Origin of the sequence: Kutzneria sp. CA-103260 (assembly GCF_018263855.1) — a bacterium.
In the GTDB taxonomy this organism is placed as follows: Bacteria; Actinomycetota; Actinomycetes; order Mycobacteriales; family Pseudonocardiaceae; genus Kutzneria.
Genome location: NZ_CP073318.1, coordinates 7078393 through 7101352, shown reverse-complemented (window position 1 = coordinate 7101352; position 22960 = coordinate 7078393). Strand labels below are relative to the sequence as shown.

The window sequence follows — 22960 nt, the reverse complement described above, 5'->3', positions numbered from 1 at the left end:
GACGGGATCAAGCTGTCGGTGCTGGACGTCGCGCCGGTCTGGCGCGGTGGCACCGCGAGCAGTGCACTGCGAGCATCCCTGAGCCTCGCCGCGGCGGTCGAGCGGCTCGGCTATCGCCGGCACTGGGCGGCCGAACACCACAACACGCCATGCCTCGCCGCCACGGCACCGGCCGTCATGGCCGGACAGTTGGCCAACGCGACGTCCACGCTCCGGATCGGATCTGGCGGCGTGCTGCTGCCCAACCACGCGCCGCTGGTGGTGGCCGAGCAGTTCGGCATGCTGTCCGCGTTCCATCCGGGACGAATCGACCTCGGTGTCGGCCGTGCGCCCGGTGGCGACGCACGCACCGCGCAGGCGTTGCGGAGGGCGGGAAACCCGGGCGACGAGGAGTTCGCCGAGCAGCTTGCCGCGCTGGCCGGGTACTTCACGCCTCGTCGTGACGGTGCGATCGACGCCGGCGCGGCCGGCGAGCAACGCCCGCCGATCTGGCTGCTCGGCTCGAGTCCGGCCAGCGCGAGAACCGCGGCCCGACTGGGACTTCGATACGCCTACGCGCACCAGATCAACCCGGCGGCCAGCGAGGAGGCGCTGCACGCCTACCGCGACGGTTTCCAGCCGTCCGAGGACCTCGCCGAGCCGTACGCGCTGGTGTGCGCGACCGCCATCGTGGCGGAATCGGACGCGGCGGCCGACCGGCTCGCCCGCCCCTACCTGCTTTCCAGGATCTGGATGCGGGCCGGGACCCGGTTCGACGCGTTCCCCGACCAGGCGGCGGCGGACGCGTACTCCTTCTCGGCGCAGGAGCATGACCACGTCCGGAACTTCGCGGACCGGCAGCTCGTCGGCGGCCGCGACACGGTGCGGCACAAGGCGTCCGAGCTGATCGCCGGGACCGGCGCCGACGAGCTGATGGCGCTCACCCTGATGCCCGGCCACGACGATCGGGTCAACTCGTACCGCCTGCTGGCCGAGGCGGTGCGCGACTAGCCGGCGAACAGCGTGGACGGCACGCCGACGCCGAAATCGGGCAGCACCAACAGGGATCCGGCCAGTTCCTGCTCGGCCAACTGCTCCGGGGCGAGCCCTTCACGAGCAGTCGTCACGTACAGGTCCGTGAAGTTCGGGCCGCCGAAAGCACATGCCGTCGCCCGCGCCACCGGCATCGGCACCTGACGGTCCAGCTTGCCCTCGGGCGTGTAGCGACGGATGGCGTGCCCGTCCCACAGCGCCACCCACACGCACCCGTCGGCGTCCACACACAGGCCGTCGGGGGAGCCCGGGGTCCCCTCGACCGTGCACAGTGGACGGCGGTTGACGGCCGTCCCGGTGGCCAGGTCGTAGTCGAACACGTCGACCCGCTGGGTCGGTGTGTCGATGTAGTACATCAGCGTGTTGTCCGGGCTCCAGCCCAGACCGTTGCTGATCGTCACGTCGTCGAGCAGCACCTTGGCCGCCCCGTCCGGCTCCACCCGGGCCAGCCAGCCGCCGCCCTCGGCGGCGTCGTAGCGCATGGTGCCGGCCCACAGCCGGCCCGCGCCGTCGACCGCCGCGTCGTTGCCGCGCACGCCCTCGCGTTCCCAGTACACCAGCCAACGCCGGGTGCCGTCGGCGTCGAGCAGCGCCACGCCGTCCCGCAGGTTGGCGATCAGCCCGCCGGCGGCGCGAGGCTTGGCCGCGCCCACGTGCTGCGGCGTCGGCAGCACGGCGTCACGGCCGCTGCCCGGGTCGTACCGGTGCACCGCGCTACCCAGGATGTCCACCCACAGCAGCGTGGACGTCGACGTGTCCCACGTGGGGCCTTCACCGAGCGTCGCGTCGCCGCGCACCGCCACTTCAACCACTAGCTTCACCTTAGGTGTTGTACCTGATGCCCTGGACCGGTAACCGGCTTACTCTCGGTTATGTGGCTACCCTTCCCGTACCGTCGGCGCCTGGCAAGCCCGTCAACCGGGTGCTCCCGCCGCAACCGCTGCAAGCCGCCATCGTCATCGGCGCCTTCACCGCGTTGCTGTACCTGCTCGAGTTCGTCAACATGGCGTTCTTCCGCGGCAGGCTCAGCGACTACGGCATCGTGTCGCACGAGGTGAGCGGCCTGCCCGGCATCATCTGGGCGCCGCTGCTGCACGTGAGCTGGCAGCACCTGGCCTCCAACACGCTGCCGGTGCTGCTGTTCGGCTGGCTGGCCATGGCGATCGGGGTGCGGCGGTGGGTGGCCGTCACGGCGACGATCTGGCTGATCAGCGGCCTGGGCGTGTGGCTGACCGAGGACACCGACGTGTCCACCGTCGGAGCCTCCGGCATCGCCTTCGGCTGGCTGACGTTCCTGTTGGTGCGCGGCGTGTTCAACCGCAGCATCAAGCAGCTCGCGGTGGCCGCGGTGCTGTTGTTCTACTGGGGCAGCGCGCTGTGGGGCCTGCTGCCCAACGTGAATCCGGAGATCTCGTGGCAGGCGCACGCGTTCGGCGCGCTGGGCGGTCTGTTGTCGGCCTGGCTGGTGGCGATGGCCAACCGGCCCACCCGCCCCGCCGGTAGTCTCGCGGCGTGAGAACCGCCGCCGACGCGCCGATCGGGATCTTCGACTCCGGGGTGGGCGGCCTGACCGTCGCCCGCGCGATCATGGACCAGCTGCCCGGCGAACGCGTCCGCTATCTCGGCGACACCGCGAACTGCCCGTACGGGCCGCTGCCCATCGCCGAGGCCCGGCGGCACGCGCTCGCGGCGTTCGACCAGCTGGTGGCCAGCGGTGTGAAGATGCTGGTGATCGCCTGCAACACCGCGTCGGCGGCCTGCCTGCGGGACGCCCGCGAGCGCTACGACATCCCGGTCGTCGAGGTCGTGCAGCCAGCGGTGCGCCGGGCCGTGGCCACCAGCCGCTCCGGCCGCATCGGCCTGATCGGCACCCAGGGCACCGTGCAGTCCCGCGCCTACGACGACGCCTTCGCGGCCGCCCCGCACGTGACGCTGACCAGCGCCGCCTGCCCGCGGTTCGTGGACTTCGTGGAGCGTGGCATCACCTCGGGCCGGCAGGTGCTGGGGCTGAGCGAGATGTACCTGGAGCCGCTGCACCGCGCCGACGTGGACACGCTCATCCTCGGCTGCACGCACTATCCGCTGCTCACCGGCGTGATCCAGATCGTGATGGGGGACCAGGTCACGCTGGTGTCCAGCGCCGAGGAGACCGCCAAGGACGTGGTCCGGGTGCTCACCCAGCACGACCTGTTGCGCGAAGCCCCCCTTGATCAATTGGAGGGAGAGTTCGCGGAACACGAGTTCCTCGCCACCGGACCGGCCGAGCTCTTCCTGCGACTGGCCCGCCGGTTCCTCGGTCCGCAGGTGGGAACGGTCGGCCACGCCGTGTCACCCTCTACGCCGTGAAGCTGACCATCATCGGGTGCTCGGGCAGCGTGCCCGGGCCGGCCGCGCCCGCCCCGTGCTACCTGGTCGAGGCGGACGGCTTCCGGCTGGTGCTGGACCTGGGCAACGGCGCCCTGGCCGCGTTGCAGGCCCGGATCAACGCGTTCGACATCGACGCGATCGCCTTCTCGCACCTGCATCCCGACCACTGCGCCGACTTCAGCGCGCTGGCGGTGCTGCGCCAGTACCACCCGAAGCCGCCGTATCCGCCGGGGCAGCGCCGGCTGCCGGTGCACGGCCCGTCCGACGCCGCCCGTCGGTTCGCCGCCCAGTACGCGCCCAACGACGCCGAGCGGGTGACCACCGACTTCTCCACGGTCTTCGACTTCCACCCGCTGACCGACGAGACCGTGCAGATCGGCCCGCTGAAGGTGACCTCCGCACGGGTCACGCACCCGTGCGAGGCGTACGGCTTCCGCATCGAGCACGACGGCCAGTCCCTGGTCTACTCCGGCGACACCGCCCCCTGCCCCGCGCTGGACACCCTGTCCGCGGGCGTCGACCTGCTACTGGCCGAGGCGACCTGGACCGACCTGCCGACCCGGCCCTCGGACATGCACATGTCCGGCCGGCAGGCGGGTCAGACCGCGGGCCGGGCCGGCGTGGGCCGGCTCATGCTCACCCACATCGCGCCGTGGACCGACCCGCAGGTCGTGCTGGCCGAGGCGCGCGGTGAGTTCGACGGCGAGGTGCTGGTCGCCGAGCAGGGCCGAACGTACGAGGTCTAGCCGCCGACGCCCTTCCAGACGGCCGTGGCCCCGCTGTCGCCGATGAGATAGATCTCGTAGGTCACGGCGACGGCGCTGGCGATCACCGCGAGCGAGACCAGGATCGTGATCAGACCCCAGAACCGGCCCGCGGACTGGCGGCCGTCCTGGATCGTGTCCGGCGCGGGCGCGACAGTGGTCTCCTCGTCCAGCTCCTCGATGCTGTGCACGCCCGGCGCGACCGGCTGCTGCCGTGGCGACGCGACGGCCGCCCGGACCCCGCCGCCGGCCCGCTCACGGTCGGCGAGCCGGCCCACGATCACCAGCAGCAGCACCATCACGCCGAACGTGATCGCGTACGGCAGCAGCGCGTGGCCCAGGTCCGCGTGGTGGTTGAGCTCCGGGTTGTTGACCTTCAGGTTGTCGTACAGCTCCTCGCCCGCCTGCTGGGTGATCGGCACCGCTCCGATGCCCAGCACGGCCAGCACCAGCACCGGCAGCCAGTAGCGGCGGCGCCATTTGGGGACGACGGCGATGACGATGCTGCCGACCGCGGCGAGGGGTAGCAGCACCACGACGGCATGCACCAGCAGCGGGTGCAGCGGCAGCCCGTTGAAGGTGTACGTGTTCGCGGCAAGGTTCATGACAACCTCACGTTGGGATCGCGTCAGCGGTTCAATCGGTGCCCGTAGGCTAGCCGGGTGGTTAGAGCAGATGGCCGAGGCGACGAGTCGCTCCGCGAGATCAAGATCACCCGTGGCTACCAGCAGTGGCCGGCGGGATCCGTGCTGGTCGAGTTCGGCAACACCCGCGTGCTGTGCGCGGCCAGCGTCACCGAGGGCGTGCCGCGCTGGCGGGCCGGGTCCGGCCTGGGCTGGGTCACCGCCGAGTACGCCATGCTGCCCTCGGCCACCCACACCCGGGGCGACCGGGAGTCGGTCAAGGGCCGGATCGGCGGCCGCACGCACGAGATCAGCCGGCTGATCGGGCGGTCCCTGCGGGCCTGCATCGACCTGGCCGCGCTGGGCGAGAACACCATCGTCATCGACTGCGACGTCATCCAGGCCGACGGCGGCACCCGCACCGCCGCCATCACCGGCGCCTACGTGGCCCTGGCCGACGCCATCACCTGGCTGGACGCCGCCGGCCGGCTGGCCGACCCCAAGCCGCTGTCGTGCTCGGTGTCCGCGGTCAGCGTCGGCGTGATCGACGGCCGGGTCCGGCTGGACCTGCCGTACGAGGAGGACTCCCGGGCCGAGGTCGACATGAACGTGGTCGCCACCGACGCCGGCACGCTGGTCGAGGTGCAGGGCACCGGTGAGGGCGCCACGTTCGCCCGCTCCACCCTGGACCAGATGCTGGACCTGGCCCTGGCCGGCTGCGCCGAGCTGTCCCGCCTGCAGAACGAGGCGCTGGCGCTGCCCTACCCGGGCCAGCTGCCGGAGCCGTCGGCCAAGGGCAGGCGCCGGTCGTGACCAAGCTGCTGCTGGCCACCCGCAACGCCAAGAAGCTGGTTGAGCTGGACCGGATCCTCGTCGCCGAGCACGTGTCCGGCATCGAGGTCATCGGCCTCGACGCCGTCCCCGACTTCCCGGAGGCGCCGGAGACCGATCCGACGTTCGAGGGCAATGCCCTGGCCAAGGCCCGGGACGCCGTCGCCGCCACCGGGCTGCCGGCCGTGGCCGACGACTCCGGCCTGGCCCTGGACGCGTTGAACGGCATGCCCGGTGTGCTGTCCGCGCGCTGGTCCGGCCGCCACGGCGACGACGCTGCCAACCTCAACCTCGTGCTCGGGCAGATGGGCGACGTGCCCGACGACCGGCGCGGCGCCGCCTTCGTCTGCGCCGCCGCCCTGGTGCTGCCCGGCGGTGCCGAGGTTGTCGTCCGCGGCGAATGGCGGGGGACCCTGATCCGCGAGGCTCGGGGCGCGAACGGCTTCGGGTACGACCCGATCTTCGTGCCCGAGGGGGAGACCCGAACCTCCGCCGAGCTCGACCCGGCCGAGAAGGACACCCTGTCCCACCGCGGCCGGGCCCTGCGGATGCTGCTCCCGCACATCACCGCCACCCTCGTGTAACCCCGCGAGTCACGCTCTCCGGCACACCGAATGTCGGTTTCCGGCACCCGGCCTGATGCTGGGAAGGGGGCTTTCCCCGCATTGAACGCACGGAAAGCCCCCTTCCCAGCATGGGGAACGCCGGCGCTCCCCTCTTTTCGCGCTACTGCGCCGGCGTGAAGGGCGGAGCCACCCCCCATCCCCAGCGCGGGACGGGAGCCTGCTTGACCGGCCGGGCGTCCGGCTGCGAGTTGGCCAGCGCGATCCGCGTGCCCCACTCCAGATAGCCGGTGAACGCCGCCCGGAACTCCGGGTCCGCCGGCAGGCCGACGTCGTCCGCCGCGTCCTGGAGCAGGCTCACCCACCGCCGCCGCTGCCGCTCGGTGATCGCCTTGCCCAGGTGCATGCCGAGCATCGTCGAATAGCCGCCGCGCTCCTCGGTGTACGCCTTCGGACCGCCGAACACCTCGCCCAGCCAGTGCGCCACCCGGCGCGGGTGGTCCGGCGACATGCCCCGGAACAGCGGCTCCAGCAGGTCGTCCTGCAACACGTGGCGGTAGAACTCCTCGGTCAGCGCCGTCAGCGCCTGCTCCCCGCCGGCCCAGTCGTACAGCGTCGGCGGTCCCTCACCCGCGGCCAGCTCCTCGTAGTGCCGCATCTCCTCGATGTCGCCCACGTACGGCCGCACCTCGGCGAAGAACCTCGGGAAGTGCGGCCCCTTCCGGAAGCCCTCCAGGTGTCCCTCGGCCGAGGTCCACCTGATCCGCACCACGTGGCAGGCCGGCTCGTCCACACTTCGGGCCACGTCCCAGCCCACACACTGCGGCGACTCTGACAGCACTGTTCCGGCCCGTCGATACGCCTGCTCGAACTGGCTACCCTGGCCCTCGGGAACCCGGTAGCGGAGGTACTCGGTGATCACCCGCCCGACGCAACCACCGCCGCCGGAGACCGACAAGTACGCACTTTCCGGTACGCACCCAGGGGGCGCAACGTTGCGGAGCTACCACTGCCCGGTCGAGCTCACCCTCGACGTCGTCGGCGGCCGCTGGCGCGTCCTCATCCTGGCCCGCCTCAAGCAGGGCCCGCTCCGCTACGGCCAGCTCAAGCGCCTCATCCCCGACATCAGCGAGAAGATGCTCACCCAACGCCTGCGTGAGCTCGAAGCCGACGGCCTGGTCCGCCGCGATCTGGCCACCGAACCGGAGCTCCGCACCGACTACCGGCTCAGCCCCGAAGGCGAGACCTTGGCCCCAGTCCTGCAATCCCTCTACGACTGGGGCCAGGCCCGCGCCGACCGCACGGGTGCGGTCATCGGGCCTCAGCCGTAGCGGATCTCCACTCCCGGGCCGAGTCGGTCGACACCACAGACCTTCTGGCCTTCGGTGATGTACGCCCTCAAGGCAGGATGGTTCGCTAACGGCGAGAGATCGATTTCTTTCTGGCAGCCGTCTAGGTAGAGAATGTGCAGGGTAGGTGCGTCGGCGAGTGTACTGATATCCTCGATCGGGCATTCGGTGAGGCTGAGGCATCGGAGGGGGAGGTGGCGGACTGCGCTGATATCGCGCATTCCTCCGCCATCTAGCATCACGGTGGCAAGGTTTGGGAAGTATTCGTTCAGAAGACCGTTTTTGCCGCCGATTTCGTCGATAGCGGTCAATCCTGTGGACTCAAATAAGATCAGTTTGGTGAGGTTGTGCAACTGACTCAACGGTGTGTAGTCGGTCACGTTTTCGAGGTTGTACAAGGATAGTTCCTTGATATGTTCAAGCTTTGCAAAGGGAGATAATTCTCTCCATTTCCCACATCTCATTAGGGTGAGTTCGTCCAGGCTCGCCGCTCGTGACAGGCTGGCGATGTTGGTTACCTTTCGCGCGTCCCATACTTCTAGCTGCTTGAGGTTCGGATAATCGGCGAATTGGCTAACGTTGACGTTTTTGCCATTTGTAATGGTGAGGGACCTTAAAGGGGCTGGGTTGGCAAACCTTGCTAACTCGCCGACTTCGCTGCCGTTGATAAACAGGGTCAGATCGGTCAACTTGCTCACTTTGTCGAGATGGCGGACCGCTCCGCCAAAGCTGATCCACATCGAGCCGTTCGGCAAATTGGCCTCGGCGAGTACCTCGCTCGCGTAGCGCTCGAAGTTAAAGCGCTGCCAACCTGACGCAAGTTCTTCCTGTACTCGTTGGCGGCCGTCGCGAGCATATTCGGCTAGTAGCGGAAGGGCCTCTGGGTCGGCGGTGAGCACTGCGGCCTTGACTGTCGCCGCGGCTGCCGGCTCCGTTAACTCCTCCAAACTTGATGGTAGATAGCGGAGCAGTCGATGGCCGATCGAGTTCAGTGACCTGGTCTCCCGCACGCTGCGCGGCGGCACCAACTTGGTTCGGATCATCTCGTCGATCCGGCCCAGTACGTCAGGATCGGCATCCGACACGGTTTCCAGGCAGGCGGCGGCGAGCAGCCGCAACCGGCGGGCGCGCGTGGGCTCGGCGTCTGCGCGGTCGAGAATGGCGGTCAGCAACTCCTTCAGCTGTGGCCGTTTGGCGTGGCCGCAGGCCATCACGATCGTTTCTCGCCACTGGTCGAGGTGGGCATTGGCCACCAGAGTGTCGATGTGCTCAGTCTCAGTGGCCTCGCTGGCAGCCAGATACTCCTGGAAAGTCCGGTGTACGAAGTCCACGCGCCCGGGTGTTGGTTCACGCACGACGCCGCTGCGTTCCAGCAGGTGATCGACGAGCTTCGCCGGGTCCTCGTCCACGTTGGGCATTGAGGGGAGCTTCTGGGTGACAAACGTGAGGACCTTGTCCCGAGGGAGCTCGGTGCGGTTGGCCTGGGTGAGACGCCACGCGAGATCACGCAGCAGCACCGTCTGGTCAGTCACATCGAGCAGGCCGGGAATGTTGCGCTCGCTGTCGCGCAAGTTCAGTAACATGCCGAGGGCTAGATGGTAGAGCTCCATCCGCTTGCTTGGCAGCTCGGAAACCCGATCCAGGTTGAGCGCGCACAACATGGCGCACAGCAAGGGGTTGGTGGCCAACGCACGCAGATGCGCGCGGTCGTCGAGTTGGGTGAGCAAACGCTGTTCGGCCGCTGGGAGATCGCCGGGCTCACACGGCAGCGACTTGGCCTGCGCGGCGGCTTCGTGCCAGCGCTGCAAGAAGATCCGCACGTCGTTCGGGCTCATCTGGTCGAGGTCGACCGACCCGAAACCCTCTTCGGCAAGCCAATTGCGCTCGGCCGCAGCCGGCCGGCTGGTGACCACGCACTTGATCCCGCGAAATGTGGTCACGAGCTCGTGAAGCCACAATCGCGCGGCTCGCCGCTTGGCCGGCGGCACCTCGTCGACGCCGTCGATGAGCACCAGCGCCCGCTGGCTCGAAAGTTGCCGCTCAACCCAGAGGTGGGGCATCAAACCGGCCAGCATCGGAGCGACGTGCTCCAGGAACTGAGCGGGCTTGGGTAGGTCGGTGTCGACGCAGCGTCGTAGTCGGATCACGAACGGCGTGAGACCGTTCCACTCGGTGAGCTGATCGGTGAAGCTGGCGCGCGAGGCGCCGACCGCGAGCCAGTCCAACAAAGTGGTCTTGCCGGAACCGGCTTCGCCGCGCACCAGAGTGCGGTCCGAACCGGCGAGAGCGGCCTCGATCCGAAGGGTGTCGACGTGTGCGCGACGCTTCTGAGACCAACGATCGATCGTCTTATGGGCCTTGCCGCGGATGCGTTCCTCGGCCGATGCGGTCAGGCTGAGGTAGGCCAGGCTCAAATCGAGCCGAGGCCGCTGGCGCATGGACAAACCGAGCAGTTCCAGCTTGTCCAACGTCTTCGCCAGGTGGTCGAGGTATCGGGTCCGAAACGCCTCATCGTGATTGGTTCCCTGAGGCGCCTCAAGGCTTGCCCTGGGCGTACGGCTCAGCAGCTCGGCGAGTTGGCCACTCAACGACGTGAGGCGGCCGAGGACTTCGGACAGTGCGCGAGGTTGGAAGGCGGGCAGCTGCTGGATCACCTGAACCAGGTAGCGGCAGCTCTGGTCCAGAACGATCCCGTACAGGCGGGTCGCGACGTCGGAAAGGCCGACGGGCTCGCGGACCGACTGCCGGATGCGGCGGGCCAGGACTTCGCCGTCGACGTCGGCGGCAAACAACGCGTCGTCGGACAGGTCGGCTGCGGTGACGGCGTCGCCGCCAGCGTTCAGTGCAGCGCAGACCTCGTTCTCTGGGGCACCGCGGAGCAGGGACTGGAGCTGCTCGGCGACCTCGTTGCCGATGCCCTCGATCGCGTGCAGCAGTTTGTTCTGCTGCAGCGGCGAAGAGAGCTCCATCGCGGCCAGCTCTACAAGCGTCGAGGCACGCTCCTTGGCGGAGCGGCGGCGAGCCAGCCACGCGGTGGCCGCGCGCTGAGCGATGGTCTGGCCCACCTTGAGCACGGCGGTTTCGATGCCAGTGATGACTGCCCCCTCGGATCCGTGTGCCGTCGAATGCTGGTCCCGACGGCACACGGAGGCAATCACGCGGCCGAGTGACTCACCGACAGCTGCACCACGAGCACGCCGGCCAGGATCAGGGCCATGCCGCCGATGGTCAGTGCCGACACGGGTTCCGAGAACAGGACCCGGTTGGCGACAACAACGAGGGCGATGCCGCCGCCGGCCCACACGGCGTAGGTGACGGGCATCGGCATGCCGAGCTGAATCACTTGTGACTCAAGGAAGAACGCCAGCGCGTAGCCGGCGATCAGGCCGAGCACGGGCAGCGGCTGGGTCAGGCCGTTGGACAGTTTCAACATGATCGTCGCGAACACCTCGGCGACGATGGCGAGGACGAGCAGAATCCACATCAGCATTGCTGGGTCCAGGTTTCGGGCGCGCGCCAACAGCCGACACCACGGCAGGTGGGTCGGGGTGCGCGAAAGGGACCGCCAAAAAATTGGCGGTTAGCGGGGGATGGGGCCTATCGGCCCGTACTCAACCGCCTCTGGTCGGGAAGTGGACCCGCAGGACGAACTTGGAGGGACGCTCAGGACCGCTTGGTGTGGAGGAACCACACACGGCGTATCACCCTCTGCGTGAACTGGGGCGGCCATTCGCCAGCCCTCAGCGTCAGCTTACCCCAATCGGGGGCCTCACAGGTCGGACGACAGGGCGCTGACCTCGTCATCCACCGCCGAGGCGGCCATCGCCCAGTCGGTGCCGACGGGGAAGGACGCCAGCACGACCGCCACAAAACGCCAGCCGGGCCCGACCAGGCCGCTGGTGTGCAGCACCACATCCCGCGGGCTGGCCGACCAGCCCTGTTTCACCGCCCACGGCCGGGGCAGCCGGCCCGGGATGCCGAAGTGCTGGTCGAAGCCGTCGGCGCCGTACCGGGGTGCGGCGGCCAGCGCGCCCAGGATCAGCTCTCGCCACTGCGATCCCAGAATGTGCTGGTACGTCGCGACGACGTCCCCGATGCCCAGCATCGTGTCGCCCCAGCGGCCGGCGATCTCCGGCGGGCGCGCCGCCGGCAGCGCCAGCCGCCGGGCCGTCCGCTCGACGATCTCCGGGCCGCCGTCGGCGTCCCACAGCTCGTTGGCCACGTCGTCGTCGCTGGCCGACAGCATCAGCCGCAGCGCGTCGCACAGCTGCGGCGAGGCCGGCCGCCGCTCCAGCACGTCCAACGCGATCAGCAGCTTCACCAGCGACGCCGAGCGGAAGATCAGCTCCGCCCCGCGCCACCGGACCGCCTGCCGGCGGGTCCGGTCGAAAACCGCCGTCGCCGCGATCAGATGCCGAGGTCCTTGCGGAGCTTGGCCACGTGCCCGGTGGCCCGCACGTTGTACGACGCCTTGGCGATCTTGCCGTCGGCGTCCACGATGAAGGTGGACCGGATCACGCCCATCACCGTGCGGCCGTAGTTCTGCTTCTCGCCGAACACGGCCCAGCGCTGCATCACCGCCTTGTCGGCGTCCGAGAGCAGCGGGAAGGTCAGCCCCTCCGCGTCCCGGAACTTGGCCAGCTTCTCCACCTTGTCCGGGGAGACGCCCAGCACCGCGAAGCCGGCGTCGTTGAACTCGGCCAGGTTGTCCCGGAAGTCGCAGGCCTGCTTGGTGCAGCCCGGCGTCATCGCGGCCGGGTAGAAGTACACGACGACCTGCCGCCCGCGGTAGTCGGACAGCGAGACCTTGTTGCCCTCGCTGTCCAGGAGCGTGAAGTCCGGCGCCGTGTCGCCGACGGCCAGCCGCGTCTGCTCTGTCATACCGGCGAACGTAGCGTGCCGGACCGACAATCCGGCTAGGCGGTCCCCGCGAAGGCCACCGCCGGCACCGCGTCCACCACGTCCGGCAGCACCAGGACGCGCAGACCGGCGGGCTGTTCCGGCATCGCGAAGGCCACGGTCAACTGCACCGACTTGCCCGGCGCGAGATCCTCCTGCGCGGCCACGTAACCGCCGAGGCCCTGCGCCGGGTCGACCACCTCCTGCGCGGGCTGGCCGTCGAGAGTGGCCTTCAAGGCCAGCTGCGAGGGCCGGTACGTCGAGGTGGTGCCGTTCTCCACGGTCAGCTCGAACACCGCCGCCCGGGCCGCCTGCGGGTAGGCCGTGCTGCTCGGCTTGGTCGACCGGGGCTGCGACAGGGTGATGGCCAGGCCGTTCGGCCAGGTCCGGCGGTCCCCGAAGGCCGCGTCCAGGGTGCGCGCCATCTGGCCGACGGTCGGGTTCGCGTCGCTCGTCACCACCGACAGCTGGGGCTGCGCGGTCGCCCCGCACCCGGCCAGCAGCGTGGCGAGGCACGCCGCCCCGACCAGCCTGACGATCCGCACTTCCGCTCCCCTCGACCAAACCTCTCCACCTTGGCCGCCGGTCGGGTGTCAGGGTCAACCGGTTACGCCGGTCGAGGCACAGCTGGTGCACGGATGTGGCCAACCCGTAACCGACCGACGACGGAGTGTGGGCGTGACCACAGAAATCTGTGGCATGTCCGGTTGGTCCACAGTGGTGACGAGGGCGACCGCGGGGCGGGCCGCGTCCTAGAGTCGGGGGGTGACTCCAGCCGACTCCCCGACCGTCGCCGGCAGGCCGCTGCGCGCCGACGCCCGGCGCAACCGCGCCCGGGTGCTCGAGGTGGCCCAGCAGGTGTTCGCCGAGGAGGGCCTGGCCGTCCCGATCGACGAGATCGCCCGCCGGGCCGGGGTCGGCGTCGGCACCGTCTACCGGCACTTCCCGACCAAGGACGCGCTGTTCCAGGCGATCATCGTGGAGCGGCTGAGCGGGATCGGCGAGACCGCCCGCGAGCTGGCCCAGGGGCCGGACGCGGGCAAGGGCTTCTTCGCGTTCTTCGAGCACATGGTGCGCGACGCCAGCCTGAACAAGGCCCTGTTCGACGCCATGGCGGCCAGCGGCAGCTTCAACCAGGAGCTGACCGCCCAGGCCCGGTCGGTGATGATGACCGGCCTCGGTGAGTTGCTGGCCAAGGCCCAGGCCGCCGGCGAGGTGCGGCCCGAGCTGACCGCGGCCGACGTGAAAACGTTCATGGTGGGCTGCCTGGTCATGGCCCGGCAGGGCACCGCCGCGCCGGAGCTGATCGTCGGCGTGGTCTGCGACGGCATGCGGCCGGTCAGTCCAGGCCGGACACCCGAAGCGTGATGTTGATGCGCCCGGCCGCCAGGCCGGTCGCCGGATCGCCGGTGCCGGGCAGGGTCTTGGTCACGCCGTGATACGCGAACCGCGACGGCCCGCCGAACACGAACAGATCCCCGGACCGCAGCTCCACGTCGGTCCATGGCCGGTTGCGATGCTCGGTGTTGCCGAACCGGAACACGCAGCTGTCCCCGATGCTCAGTGACACCACGGGCGCGTCGCTGCGCTCGTCCTTGTCCTGGTGCATCCCCATTTTCGCGGCCTGGTCGTAGAAGTTGACCAACGCGACGTCCGGCCGGTAGCCGGGATCGCCCACGGCCCGGGACCCCAGCTCCGTGAGCCAGTCCGGCATCGGCTTCACCGGGGAGCCGTCCTCGGTGACACGGCTGTAGCGGTACGGGATCCAGTGCCAGCCCAGGCACACCGTCTGCACCGACATCACGCCGCCGCTGGGCAGCCGCGTGTGCCGCATGCCCGCCGGCTGCGCCGCCCATTCCCGGCACGCCACCACCAGCCGCCGCTGCTCGTCCAGGTTCAGCCAGTCGGGCGTGTGGACAGCTCCCGGCGCGATCTCCGCCGGTTCGCGCTCGAACATCGAATCCACGGGCCCCTCCTGCACAGGCGGCCAACGCCCGCGGGGCGCAGCCCCGCCTCGGGGGTCTGGGGGTCGCCCCCCAGAAACAACACCGGAGCGATCCGGCGAGCGCCTCCCCGCGAGCAGGGAAAACGCCATCGCGTAGGGCCGGTCGGACTCGAACCGACACTGGCACGGACCTAAACCGTGTGCCTCTGCCAATTGGGCTACGGCCCCCTCTCCGGCAAGCCTAGCGGGCTCCCTCCGGCGGGCCCCAGGAGCGGGTCTCAACGTGGTCAACTACGGTGGTTCAGGCACGCACGGCGAGGAGGACAAGTGGCTCGCGATCCCGACACCATCCAGCGCGAGATCGAGCAGGCGCGGGACGCGCTGGCCGCCACCCTGGACGAGTTGGCCGTGAAGGCCAATCCGAAGCAGTACGTGGACCAGGGCAAGGACGCGGTCCGGGCCCGGCTGTCCGATCCGCGGGTGAAGTACGCGTTGATCGGCGTCGGTGTGCTGGTCGGCGTCCTGGTGGTGCGCAAGCTGTTCCGCTGACTCGACAACCCCCGCTCTGCCGCTGGCGGAGGCGGGGGTTTCGTGTGTTCAGGGTCGCAACAGCGGCAGCAGGACCTGGTCGACGAGCCGGTCGACGAAGGTGTCGTCGAGCGGGTCGCCGGTGAGCATCAGCCGGTAGGTCAACGCGGCGCCGGCGAGTTCGACGGCCATGCCGCGCGGGGCGTCGAGGCGGACTTCGCCGCGAGCCGTGCCGCGGTCGATGATGCCGCGCAGCACGTCCCGCTGGGCCACCAGGAACGTCTCCCGGAACGCGGTCGCCAGTTCGGGCTCGTGCGGCAGCTCGCCGACGAGGGCTTGGGCGGCCTTGCCGGTGGGGCCGGACAGGAACGCGGCGAAGGCGCTGAGGAATTCCCGCAGGTCGCCGAGGAGGGAACCGGTGTCGGGCTCGGGGATGTTCTGGTGCACGAGCTGGTTGACGGTGTCGATGACCAGGTCGAGCTTGGATTCCCAGCGCCGGTAGATGGTGGCCTTGCCGGCGCGGGCCTTGGCCGCGACGGCGTCCATCGTCAACGCGCGGTAGCCGACCTCGGCCATCACTTCCAGGGCCGCGCGGCGCAGCGCCTCGTCGCGGGTGGCGTCTCTCGGCCGGCCGCGGGCGGCCGCGTTTGCCTGCTCCGCGTACGACGTTGTGGCCAAGACCAGCCTCCCGATACGGCTTCAGGTCGCCTATCGGGGATCATCCTAAGTGCAATCAGCCGGTCGGGTGGCTCAGTTGTCGGTCTCGGCCTTGTCGTCGGCCAGTTCGGACAGGTCCATCTCCTGGGTGTTCTCGCCGACGGTGGGCGGCTCGGCGACGGGCGTGTCGACGGCCGGGGGCTTGGGCTGGGTGCTCAGGCCGTGCCGGGCGTGCAGGTAGGCCGTGGTGAACGCGAACGCGTCGCCCTCGAGCAGGTGCACGACGGTCGGCTTGCGGTCGTTGTCCGCGCCGGTGAGCTGTTCGACCATCTGGTCGGCGCGGTCGCGGGCGGCGATCAGGCCGGGGGCCTGTTCGGTCAGCACCGTGCCGTCGGACTCGACGTTGACCGTCCAGTCCTCGCCCTGCGGCTGGTAGTTCACCAGAATCGGTGTCGCGCCCATCCTTGATCACCCTCCCCGTAGCGTCGCGGCCTCCCCTGGCCGAACGGGGCCGCTCAGGTGAGACGCGGCCCCGTCGGACGCATGACGACGTTACACCGATCGGGTGACCGCCATCTGCGTTACACCAAAGCGTGCCGCCCTTGTCGCTGCTCATCTCCTGCCTGTTCGATCATTCGCAGGGCCACCCGGTCGATCGCCGCGTCCAGATCGGCCCGGCTGTCCTGCCGCCAGTCCGACAGCCGCTCGACCAGCCAGTCCCGCCAGGCGTGGGCGAGCCGGTCGAACTCGGTCCGGCCGCGCTCGGTCAGCGCCAGCTCCTCGCCGTCCTGCTCCAGGTAGCCGGCGTACTCCAGGGCGACGAACGCCGGCTCGATCACCTTGGCCGGCAGCCGGTGCTTCTCGGCGATCGCCTCGATCGTCGCCGGCCGCTGCAGCTTGTGCTGGAACTTGACGCGCAGCAGGCACCAGACGCCGCCTTCGTCCAGGCTGCTGCCCGCGCGGCCGAGGATCGCCGGCGCGGCCTTGTGGCGCTCCCGGAACATCAGCGTGGCGATCTGCCGCTCCAGCTCCTGGTCGGAGTCCCGGGAGTCGGGCATCGCGAAGCCCTCGCCGAGCTCCGGCGCGCTGGCCCGGGAGGTGTCCCGCAGCGGCATCTCCTTGAGGAAGAACGACACCACCAGCGCCAGCAGGCCGAACGGCACCGCGTACAGGAACACCGTGTGCAGCGAGTCGGAGTAGGCCTGCACGATCGGCCGCGATATCGCGTCGGGCAGGGCGTGCAGCAGCGACGGCACCGCCGTCACGTGCGGGTCGACGCCCGCGGGCAGCGGGTTGCGGGCCAGCGTGGTCCCCAGGTTGGTGGTCAGCTGGCTGGAGTAGATGGAGCCGAAGATGGCGGCGCCGAACGAGCTGCCGATGGAGCGCAGGAACGTCACGCCGGAGGTGGCCACGCCGAGGTCGGCGTAGTCGACGGTGTTCTGCACGGCGATGGTCAGCACCTGCATGGCCAGGCCGATGCCGACGCCGAGCACCAGCATGTACAGCGAGGACAGCACGATCCCGGTGTCCGGGTTGAGCAGCGACAGCAGGTACAGGCCGGCGCTGATGCCGATGCTGCCCAGGATCGGGAAGACCTTGTACCGGCCGGTCTTGCTGACGATGTTGCCGGACAGGATCGACGAGACCAGCAGGCCGATCACCATCGGCAGCAGCCGGATGCCGGACGTGGTGGCGTCGGTGCCCTGCACGTACTGCATGTACGTGGGCAGGAACGACAGCGCGCCGAGCATGGCGAAGCCGACGATGAAGCTGAGGATGCCCGACACCGTGAACACCGGGTTGCGGAACAGCCGCATCGGCAGCATCGGTTCCTTGGCCCGCAGTTCGACCGCCACGAACAGGCCCAGCAGCACCAGCGAGCCGACCGACATCCAGATGATCTCCGGCGAGTTCCACGCGTAGGTGGAGCCGCCCCAGCTGGTGACCAGGGTCAGCCCGGTCACGGCCAGGCCGATCAGCAGGATGCCGAGGTAGTCGACGACCGGCTTGAGCGCGGACTTCACCGAGGGCATGGCCGCCGCGGCGACGATCAGCACCACCACGACCAGCGGGATGTTGACGTAGAAGGCCCAGCGCCAGGACAGGTGGTCGACGAACAGGCCGCCGAGCATCGGGCCGGCCACCGTCACCACGCCGAACACCGAGCCGAGGATGCCCTGGTACTTGCCGCGTTCGCGGAGCGGGATGAAGTCGGCGATCAGGGCCGTGGCGGTGACCATCAGGCCGCCGCCGCCGATGCCCTGCACCGCGCGCCAGATGATCAGCCAGGTCATGGAGTCGGCGAAGCCGGAGAAGAACGAGCCGACGCCGAAGATCACCACCGACAGCTGGAACATGCGCTTGCGGCCGAACAGGTCGCCGAACTTGCCGACGATCACCGTCATGATCGTCTCGGCCAGCAGGTAGGCGGTGACCACCCAGGACAGGTGGCCGGCCCCGCCCAGGTCGCCGACGATCGTGGGCAGCGCCGTGCCCACGATGGTCTGGTCCAGTGCTGCCAGCAGCACGCCGAGCAGCACCACACCGAAGATCGCGTTCGTCCGGCCGCGGCTGACGTTCGCGGTGTCCGGCTCGACAGCGGTGGTGGCAGCCATGCACGCCCCCTCGTCCCGAGTTGGTTCCGACTTCACCGCACCGGGCGGTCCGCCGCAGCGGACGTCACCCGGAGAGGTGAGATCCCGGGTGTAAGCGTACAGAACAGTTCTGTTCTATCGACTGTGATCCCGCTGACCCAGCAGCGGCGCGAGCAGGCCGTCGACGATCCGGTCGATCAGCTGCTCGGTCAGCGGCGCGTCCCGGAACAGCAGGCCGCTGATGGCCACCGCCAGCGGCAGCTCGGCCATCAGCTCCAGATCCAATCCGGGCGGAAGCTCGCCGCGGGCGTCGGCGGCGGCCAGCACCTCGGCCATCGGGTTGGTGCCGCCCTGGCCCATCTGCTCGGTCATCAGCCGCGACAGCTCCAGGTCCCGGCGGCTGCCCTCCAACAGCGCCAGCAGCAGCCCCCGCCGGTCGCCCGGCACCTCGGCCCGCAGCCACCGCTTGCACAGCTCGCGCACGTCCCCGAGATACGAGCCGGTGTCCGGGGCCACGACCTCGACCCGGTTCGCGTTCAGCGCGGCCACGATCAGGTGAGCCTTCGACGGCCAGCGCTGGTAGAGGCTGCCCTTGCTGACGTGCGCCTTCTGGGCGACGAGGTCCATGTTGAACCGCTCGTAGCCGACCTCCGCGACCACGTCGAGGGCTGCGGTCAGCACCTCCGCGAGGCGTTCCGGGGTGTCGAGGGGGACGCGTCTGCGCGACGGGGACGACATTCCGGGGACCCTACTTCGACGCCGCCGGTCCACGCCGGGCGCGGGGCGCTCCGTTCGGCGTAGCGCGGACGTCACCCGAACAGTTTAATTGGCGTGTTGGCGCGAGAACCCGCACGTAGGACGCCCTCATTCGTCGAGCCGCACCCTTCGGCAATTATCGACAAATTTATTTCCGCTCCCGATGATAATGGCCTCAACTGGAGTCGACTATCGCCGGATTTCGGCCGTCAGTGCAGGAGAGTGCGAGGCATTGGCCCTCAAGGGGCCGAGCCCCGCGCGGAATGCGCGGCATAGGCACAGACTTCCGGTGGAGAGGGCCACCGTGGCCCTGGGGCCCTCTCCACCGGAAGCCGGGACGCGCGGTGAGCTGCCGGCGCCGGCTCAGCGGTCGGGAAAAACCGCTGCCCGGCGTGCGGTGGAACGCACCTGTCTGAGACCGCCGTCGCGGTCGTGAGTCGGTGGTTCCGTCAGCCGCGGGTCCGGGACTTCTGTCATAGCACCTCCTGTGTGGTCGGTTCCCGGCCGGCACGGCAGGGCTGATGCGCAGGTTGCCCTGCGTCGCGAAGATGACACATTCGTCACCCGAGAAGAGGAAGGGTGCGGAAACCCGAAAGGCGCGCGGCCGTCCCGATCGGGAGATCGACGTGGTCGATGTCCGGTTGACCAGGTCGCATGGCAGGCGTCACCCTTTCGAGTTCGTACGGACCCGGAGACGGATCCGTGTCGGACTCATTGAGCCACCAGATGGCAGCGTCCTCAATACTCCATTTCGTTAAGGGAGTACTAACTCAAAGGTGTAGTAGCGTCGGGTTTGGCCACGATGTGAGCACAGAGTGTCACCGTGCGCGTTCACGGCTTCACCCGTTCGGTCGGTTCGTTCGGACCCGTGATAACTACCGGGCAGTAGGCCGACCGGACCAACCGGAGCTCCGATGTGTGCCGGCGAAAGGAGGCATATGGCCTTTAGGTCCTTGTGCTCGCGGTCTGGACCTCCTACGTTTTGACCCGCTCGCCGTCGCCGCCGCGCACGTGTCCGAAGCCGACAAGCTGGAGGAACGAACGTGCGCAGGACTGTGCTGACCGCGTTGGCCGCGGTCGCGGCGCTGGTCGGGTCGGGGGTGCTCGGGGCGACTGCCGCCACCCCGGCGCTGGCCCTGGACAACGGACTGGCCCTGACCCCGCAGATGGGCTTCAACAACTGGAACCTCACGCAGTGCGGGTCCCAGTTCAACGAGGCCTTCGTCAAGGGCATCGCCGACACCTTGGTGTCCACCGGCCTCAAGGACGCCGGCTACCAGTACGTGAACCTGGACGACTGCTGGGCGCAGTCGAGCCGGGACGCCAGCGGCAACCTGGTGCCGGACAAGACGCGTTTCCCGCACGGCATCAAGGCCGTCGCCGACTACGTGCACTCGAAGGGCCTGAAGTTCGGGCTGTATTCCAGCGCCGGCACCAAGACGTGCAACAAGGCCGGTTTCCCCGGCGGCCTCGGGCACGAGAAGCAGGACGCCGCGCTGTGGGCGTCGTGGGGCGTGGACTACCTCAAGTACGACAACTGCAACAACCAGGGGCAGGACGCCAAGAAGCGGTACACCGCGATGCGCGACGCGCTGGCCGCCACCGGCCGGCCGATCCTGTACTCGATCTGCGAGTGGGGCCAGAACCAGCCGTGGACCTGGGCCGCGTCGGTCGGAAACTCCTGGCGCACCACCGGGGACATCAACGACTCGTACTCGAAGATGCTGTCCATCTACAAGGCCAACATCAAGCTGGGCAAGTACGCCGGGCCCGGGCACTGGAACGACCCCGACATGCTCGAGGTCGGCAACGGCAAGATGTCCGACACCGAGTACCGCAGCCACTTCACCCTGTGGGCCATGATGTCCGCGCCGCTGCTGATCGGCTCGGACATCCGCAAGGCCTCCTCGGCCACCCTGACCATCCTGCGCAACGCTGACGTGATCGCTCTCGACCAGGACGCGAAAGGCGTGCAGGGCAACGAGATCTCGGCCGCCAACGGCCTGCACGTGATCCGCAAGCCGCTGGCTGACGGCGACACCGCCGTCGCCCTGTTCAACGAGACCGGCAGCACCGCCAAGATCTCCACCACGCTGTCGGCGATCGGCGTCTCCGCGGGCACGCACTCGCTGACCGACCTGTGGTCCAAGGCGAAGTCCACCACCACCGGGCCGATCAGCGCCTCAGTCCCGGCCCACGGCACGGTTGTCTACCGGGTCCACTGACCATTCCGATGGGTGTGTTCCCGGGCGCGAAACCCCCGGGAACACGCCCTTCTGGTGATCAGGCTGTCGGCCAGGGCAGGACGGTCAACTCGGGCCACTGGCGGAGCCATCGGCCGGCCTTGGCCTCGTAGACAGCACGGGGTGCCAGCACCGGATTCGGGCGGACGACGAGGTTGAACACGTCGGAGAAGCCGTGTGGGGCGTAGACGCGCCAGCGGCCGCCTGGTTCGAGGCGGACCCCCAGGCAGCTCGTGGTCGCGGCGAAGGAGTCAATCGCGTCCTCGGTGCACGTGTGGGCCGGGCACGGCGTCCCGAACTTCTCCTCGTACCAGAGGTGGACCCGTGCCTCGTTGCGGATCTCCACCTCGGCGGGTACGTCGGCGAAGACCTGCTTCGCCGACTGGATCACCGTGTCCTCCGCCGCCCAGGACAGGTCGGTGGCGTCGAAGTAGAACAGGTCGTAGTCCTTGATGCCCGCGTCGGCGGTCCGGTTGGTGACCGCGTTCCAGACGGTCTGGAACAGGCAGCCCGCCGTCAGGTACCAGCCGGGCAGTCCCATCGACGCCGACCGGGTCAGCACCTCCGTCAGCACTTCGTTGCGCGACAGCACTTCGCGGAAGGCGTCGAGTTGTTCGTCGACCGGCAGTTGGCTGATCACCGCCCATGCCTACCACTCGCGGCGGGGCCGGTCGCCGGCTTTCACTCCGCCAACCCGGTGTCGTTCTGTCCCGCTCGGGACAGGATCGGTTTGACTGCCAGGTTCGTGTGCCACTGTGTGCCCATGCGGACACGTGCGGTGATCCGGCGCCTCCTGGTCGGGGTGGCGCTGGTGGTGGCCGGCCTGGTGGCCGGCTCGGTCGCCTCGATCGCGGGGGCGGCGCAAGCGGTGCGGGCCGACGACGGAGCCACCGTCGTGAGCCAGAACCTGGTCGCCCCAAGGACTCTCGATCTGACCATCCAGTCGCCGGCGCTCGGCCGCACCGCGATGACCCGGCTGCTGCTGCCGCCGGACTGGGATTCCAAGCCCAGTGCCCGCTGGCCGGTGCTCTATCTGCTGCACGGCTGCTGCGACGACTACACGTCGTGGACCCGCCAGACCGATGTCGCCGCGCTCACCGCCGGCACCGATGTGCTGGTGGCGATGCCGGAGGCCGGGCCCGACGGCTACTACTCGAACTGGCTGAGTGGTCCGGCCTGGGAGACGTTCCACACCGTCGAGCTGCGGCAGCTGCTGGAGCGCGGCTACCGGGCCGGGACGCGGCGGGCGATCGCCGGCCTGTCCATGGGCGGGCTCGGGGCGTTCGACTACTCGGCCCGGCACCCGGGCATGTTCCAGGCCGCCGCCTCCTACAGCGGGGCGTTGGACACCACGCTGAACCAGGACACCATCAACAACGTCATCTCGATCGTCACGAGCAATGGTCATGATCCGAACGCGCTCTGGGGCGATCCGACCAAGCAGCCACTCGTGTGGGCCGCACACAACCCGGTGGATCTGGCCTTCTTGTTGCGTGGCACCAAGTTGTTCGTCGCCTGCGGCAACGGCGAGCCAGGTCCGCTGGACCCGCCGGGCACCGGGTTCAACCAGAGCGAGGCGCTGCACGGCGCGGAGACGTCCGCGCTGGTCGACCGGCTGCGAGCACTGCACATCCCGGCCACGGTCGACCTGTACGGGCCGGGCACCCACAGCTGGCCCTACTGGCAGCGTGAACTCCATGCGTCCTTCCCGATGCTGATGACCGCCGTCGGGGCCGGGAAGGGAGGCGCCGTCCAACCGTAAACACCGCGTCCGGTCCGCCGTTTCCTGGTAGGACAGCACGTGTGGTG

At 69.2% G+C, this 22960-nt stretch carries 25 protein-coding genes and 1 tRNA gene; 11 read left to right on the top strand and 15 right to left on the bottom strand.

Features of this window, described 5'->3' with window-relative positions; all coding sequences use genetic code 11:
* The first annotated feature begins 18 nt into the window (after positions 1 to 18).
* A complete protein-coding gene (locus tag JJ691_RS31200) occupies positions 19 to 990 on the top strand; it encodes an LLM class flavin-dependent oxidoreductase (RefSeq protein WP_249227133.1) in 972 nt (323 codons plus the stop codon).
* On the opposite strand, the gene JJ691_RS31195 is transcribed toward JJ691_RS31200, so the two are convergent.
* Positions 987 to 1853: an SMP-30/gluconolactonase/LRE family protein gene (locus JJ691_RS31195; protein ID WP_211763159.1), complete on the bottom strand. Its 867-nt coding sequence runs from the start codon at positions 1851 to 1853 to the stop codon at positions 987 to 989. The two genes, JJ691_RS31200 and JJ691_RS31195, sit on opposite strands and share 4 nt — an antisense overlap.
* 53 nt (positions 1854 to 1906) lie before the next feature.
* Between JJ691_RS31195 and JJ691_RS31190 the strand changes: the two genes are divergently transcribed.
* Genes JJ691_RS31190 through JJ691_RS31180 form a run of 3 tightly spaced genes read left to right on the top strand, consistent with a single transcriptional unit; the run spans position 1907 to position 4145 of the window.
* Positions 1907 to 2548 (top strand): rhomboid family intramembrane serine protease, encoded by a 642-nt coding sequence (locus tag JJ691_RS31190; RefSeq protein ID WP_249227132.1) that lies wholly within the window; start codon positions 1907 to 1909, stop codon positions 2546 to 2548.
* Positions 2545 to 3378: a glutamate racemase gene (murI, locus tag JJ691_RS31185; RefSeq protein ID WP_211763157.1), complete on the top strand. Its 834-nt coding sequence runs from the start codon at positions 2545 to 2547 to the stop codon at positions 3376 to 3378. Before JJ691_RS31190 ends, murI begins: the two co-directional genes overlap by 4 nt.
* Positions 3375 to 4145, top strand: coding sequence for an MBL fold metallo-hydrolase (locus JJ691_RS31180; protein WP_211763156.1), 771 nt, complete (start codon positions 3375 to 3377; stop codon positions 4143 to 4145). Before murI ends, JJ691_RS31180 begins: the two co-directional genes overlap by 4 nt.
* Here JJ691_RS31180 and JJ691_RS31175 read toward each other — a convergent pair.
* Positions 4142 to 4768, bottom strand: a complete 627-nt coding sequence (locus tag JJ691_RS31175; protein WP_211763155.1) for a DUF2231 domain-containing protein — start codon at positions 4766 to 4768, stop codon at positions 4142 to 4144. The two genes, JJ691_RS31180 and JJ691_RS31175, sit on opposite strands and share 4 nt — an antisense overlap.
* Before the next feature lie 57 nt (positions 4769 to 4825).
* On the opposite strand from JJ691_RS31175, the gene rph reads away from it, so the two are divergent.
* Positions 4826 to 5599, top strand: coding sequence for a ribonuclease PH (rph, locus tag JJ691_RS31170; protein WP_211763154.1), 774 nt, complete (start codon positions 4826 to 4828; stop codon positions 5597 to 5599).
* The gene (gene rdgB / locus JJ691_RS31165; protein ID WP_211763153.1) at positions 5596 to 6201 is read left to right on the top strand and encodes an RdgB/HAM1 family non-canonical purine NTP pyrophosphatase; all 606 of its coding nucleotides are present in this window, start codon (positions 5596 to 5598) and stop codon (positions 6199 to 6201) included. Before rph ends, rdgB begins: the two co-directional genes overlap by 4 nt.
* Positions 6202 to 6343: 142 nt before the next feature.
* On the opposite strand, the gene JJ691_RS31160 is transcribed toward rdgB, so the two are convergent.
* Positions 6344 to 7102, bottom strand: a complete 759-nt coding sequence (locus tag JJ691_RS31160) for a group II truncated hemoglobin (protein WP_211763152.1) — start codon at positions 7100 to 7102, stop codon at positions 6344 to 6346.
* Positions 7103 to 7175: 73 nt separating this feature from the next.
* On the opposite strand from JJ691_RS31160, the gene JJ691_RS31155 reads away from it, so the two are divergent.
* Positions 7176 to 7511 carry a winged helix-turn-helix transcriptional regulator gene (locus tag JJ691_RS31155; protein ID WP_211763151.1) on the top strand — a complete coding sequence of 112 codons (336 nt, stop codon included), beginning with the start codon at positions 7176 to 7178 and terminating at the stop codon, positions 7509 to 7511.
* Here the strand turns inward: JJ691_RS31155 and JJ691_RS31150 are convergent.
* The 5 genes from JJ691_RS31150 to JJ691_RS31130 all read right to left on the bottom strand — a co-directional run bounded on the left by JJ691_RS31150 (position 7502) and on the right by JJ691_RS31130 (position 12973).
* Positions 7502 to 10687 carry an NACHT N-terminal Helical domain 1-containing protein gene (locus JJ691_RS31150; RefSeq protein ID WP_211763150.1) on the bottom strand — a complete coding sequence of 1062 codons (3186 nt, stop codon included), beginning with the start codon at positions 10685 to 10687 and terminating at the stop codon, positions 7502 to 7504. The genes JJ691_RS31155 and JJ691_RS31150 overlap by 10 nt on opposite strands.
* On the bottom strand, positions 10684 to 11019 hold the full coding sequence (locus tag JJ691_RS31145) for a DMT family transporter (protein ID WP_211763149.1): 336 nt from the start codon (positions 11017 to 11019) through the stop codon (positions 10684 to 10686). Before JJ691_RS31145 ends, JJ691_RS31150 begins: the two co-directional genes overlap by 4 nt.
* 279 nt (positions 11020 to 11298) lie before the next feature.
* Positions 11299 to 11850: a hypothetical protein gene (locus JJ691_RS31140; RefSeq protein ID WP_211763148.1), complete on the bottom strand. Its 552-nt coding sequence runs from the start codon at positions 11848 to 11850 to the stop codon at positions 11299 to 11301.
* An 86-nt stretch (positions 11851 to 11936) separates the two neighbouring features.
* A complete protein-coding gene (gene bcp / locus JJ691_RS31135; protein ID WP_211763147.1) occupies positions 11937 to 12410 on the bottom strand; it encodes a thioredoxin-dependent thiol peroxidase in 474 nt (157 codons plus the stop codon).
* A 35-nt stretch (positions 12411 to 12445) separates the two neighbouring features.
* Positions 12446 to 12973 carry a hypothetical protein gene (locus tag JJ691_RS31130; protein ID WP_211763146.1) on the bottom strand — a complete coding sequence of 176 codons (528 nt, stop codon included), beginning with the start codon at positions 12971 to 12973 and terminating at the stop codon, positions 12446 to 12448.
* 220 nt (positions 12974 to 13193) lie between these two features.
* On the opposite strand from JJ691_RS31130, the gene JJ691_RS31125 reads away from it, so the two are divergent.
* Positions 13194 to 13796, top strand: a complete 603-nt coding sequence (locus JJ691_RS31125; RefSeq protein ID WP_249227131.1) for a TetR/AcrR family transcriptional regulator — start codon at positions 13194 to 13196, stop codon at positions 13794 to 13796.
* Here the strand turns inward: JJ691_RS31125 and JJ691_RS31120 are convergent.
* Positions 13768 to 14385 (bottom strand): alpha-ketoglutarate-dependent dioxygenase AlkB family protein, encoded by a 618-nt coding sequence (locus JJ691_RS31120; protein ID WP_442912786.1) that lies wholly within the window; start codon positions 14383 to 14385, stop codon positions 13768 to 13770. The genes JJ691_RS31125 and JJ691_RS31120 overlap by 29 nt on opposite strands.
* A 142-nt stretch (positions 14386 to 14527) precedes the next feature.
* Positions 14528 to 14601, bottom strand: a tRNA-Leu gene (locus JJ691_RS31115).
* A gap of 99 nt (positions 14602 to 14700) precedes the next feature.
* Here JJ691_RS31115 and JJ691_RS31110 point away from each other — a divergent pair.
* Complete coding sequence (locus JJ691_RS31110; RefSeq protein ID WP_116179107.1) at positions 14701 to 14922, top strand: DUF3618 domain-containing protein; 222 nt, start codon at positions 14701 to 14703, stop codon at positions 14920 to 14922.
* 48 nt (positions 14923 to 14970) lie between these two features.
* Here the strand turns inward: JJ691_RS31110 and JJ691_RS31105 are convergent, their stop codons facing one another.
* From JJ691_RS31105 to JJ691_RS31090, 4 genes are all read right to left on the bottom strand, one after another.
* A complete protein-coding gene (locus JJ691_RS31105; protein WP_211763144.1) occupies positions 14971 to 15579 on the bottom strand; it encodes a TetR/AcrR family transcriptional regulator in 609 nt (202 codons plus the stop codon).
* 72 nt (positions 15580 to 15651) lie between these two features.
* Positions 15652 to 16020, bottom strand: coding sequence for a hypothetical protein (locus JJ691_RS31100; RefSeq protein ID WP_211763143.1), 369 nt, complete (start codon positions 16018 to 16020; stop codon positions 15652 to 15654).
* A gap of 119 nt (positions 16021 to 16139) precedes the next feature.
* Positions 16140 to 18173 carry an MDR family MFS transporter gene (locus JJ691_RS31095; protein WP_211763142.1) on the bottom strand — a complete coding sequence of 678 codons (2034 nt, stop codon included), beginning with the start codon at positions 18171 to 18173 and terminating at the stop codon, positions 16140 to 16142.
* A 114-nt stretch (positions 18174 to 18287) separates the two neighbouring features.
* Positions 18288 to 18890 (bottom strand): TetR/AcrR family transcriptional regulator, encoded by a 603-nt coding sequence (locus tag JJ691_RS31090; protein WP_211763141.1) that lies wholly within the window; start codon positions 18888 to 18890, stop codon positions 18288 to 18290.
* 1061 nt (positions 18891 to 19951) lie between these two features.
* Here JJ691_RS31090 and JJ691_RS31085 point away from each other — a divergent pair.
* Positions 19952 to 21133, top strand: coding sequence for a glycoside hydrolase family 27 protein (locus JJ691_RS31085; RefSeq protein ID WP_249227130.1), 1182 nt, complete (start codon positions 19952 to 19954; stop codon positions 21131 to 21133).
* A gap of 58 nt (positions 21134 to 21191) precedes the next feature.
* Here the strand turns inward: JJ691_RS31085 and JJ691_RS31080 are convergent, their stop codons facing one another.
* On the bottom strand, positions 21192 to 21791 hold the full coding sequence (locus tag JJ691_RS31080) for a nucleotidyltransferase family protein (RefSeq protein WP_249227129.1): 600 nt from the start codon (positions 21789 to 21791) through the stop codon (positions 21192 to 21194).
* 123 nt (positions 21792 to 21914) lie between these two features.
* Between JJ691_RS31080 and JJ691_RS31075 the strand changes: the two genes are divergently transcribed.
* On the top strand, positions 21915 to 22913 hold the full coding sequence (locus tag JJ691_RS31075; RefSeq protein ID WP_249227128.1) for an alpha/beta hydrolase: 999 nt from the start codon (positions 21915 to 21917) through the stop codon (positions 22911 to 22913).
* Positions 22914 to 22960 lie beyond the last annotated feature (47 nt).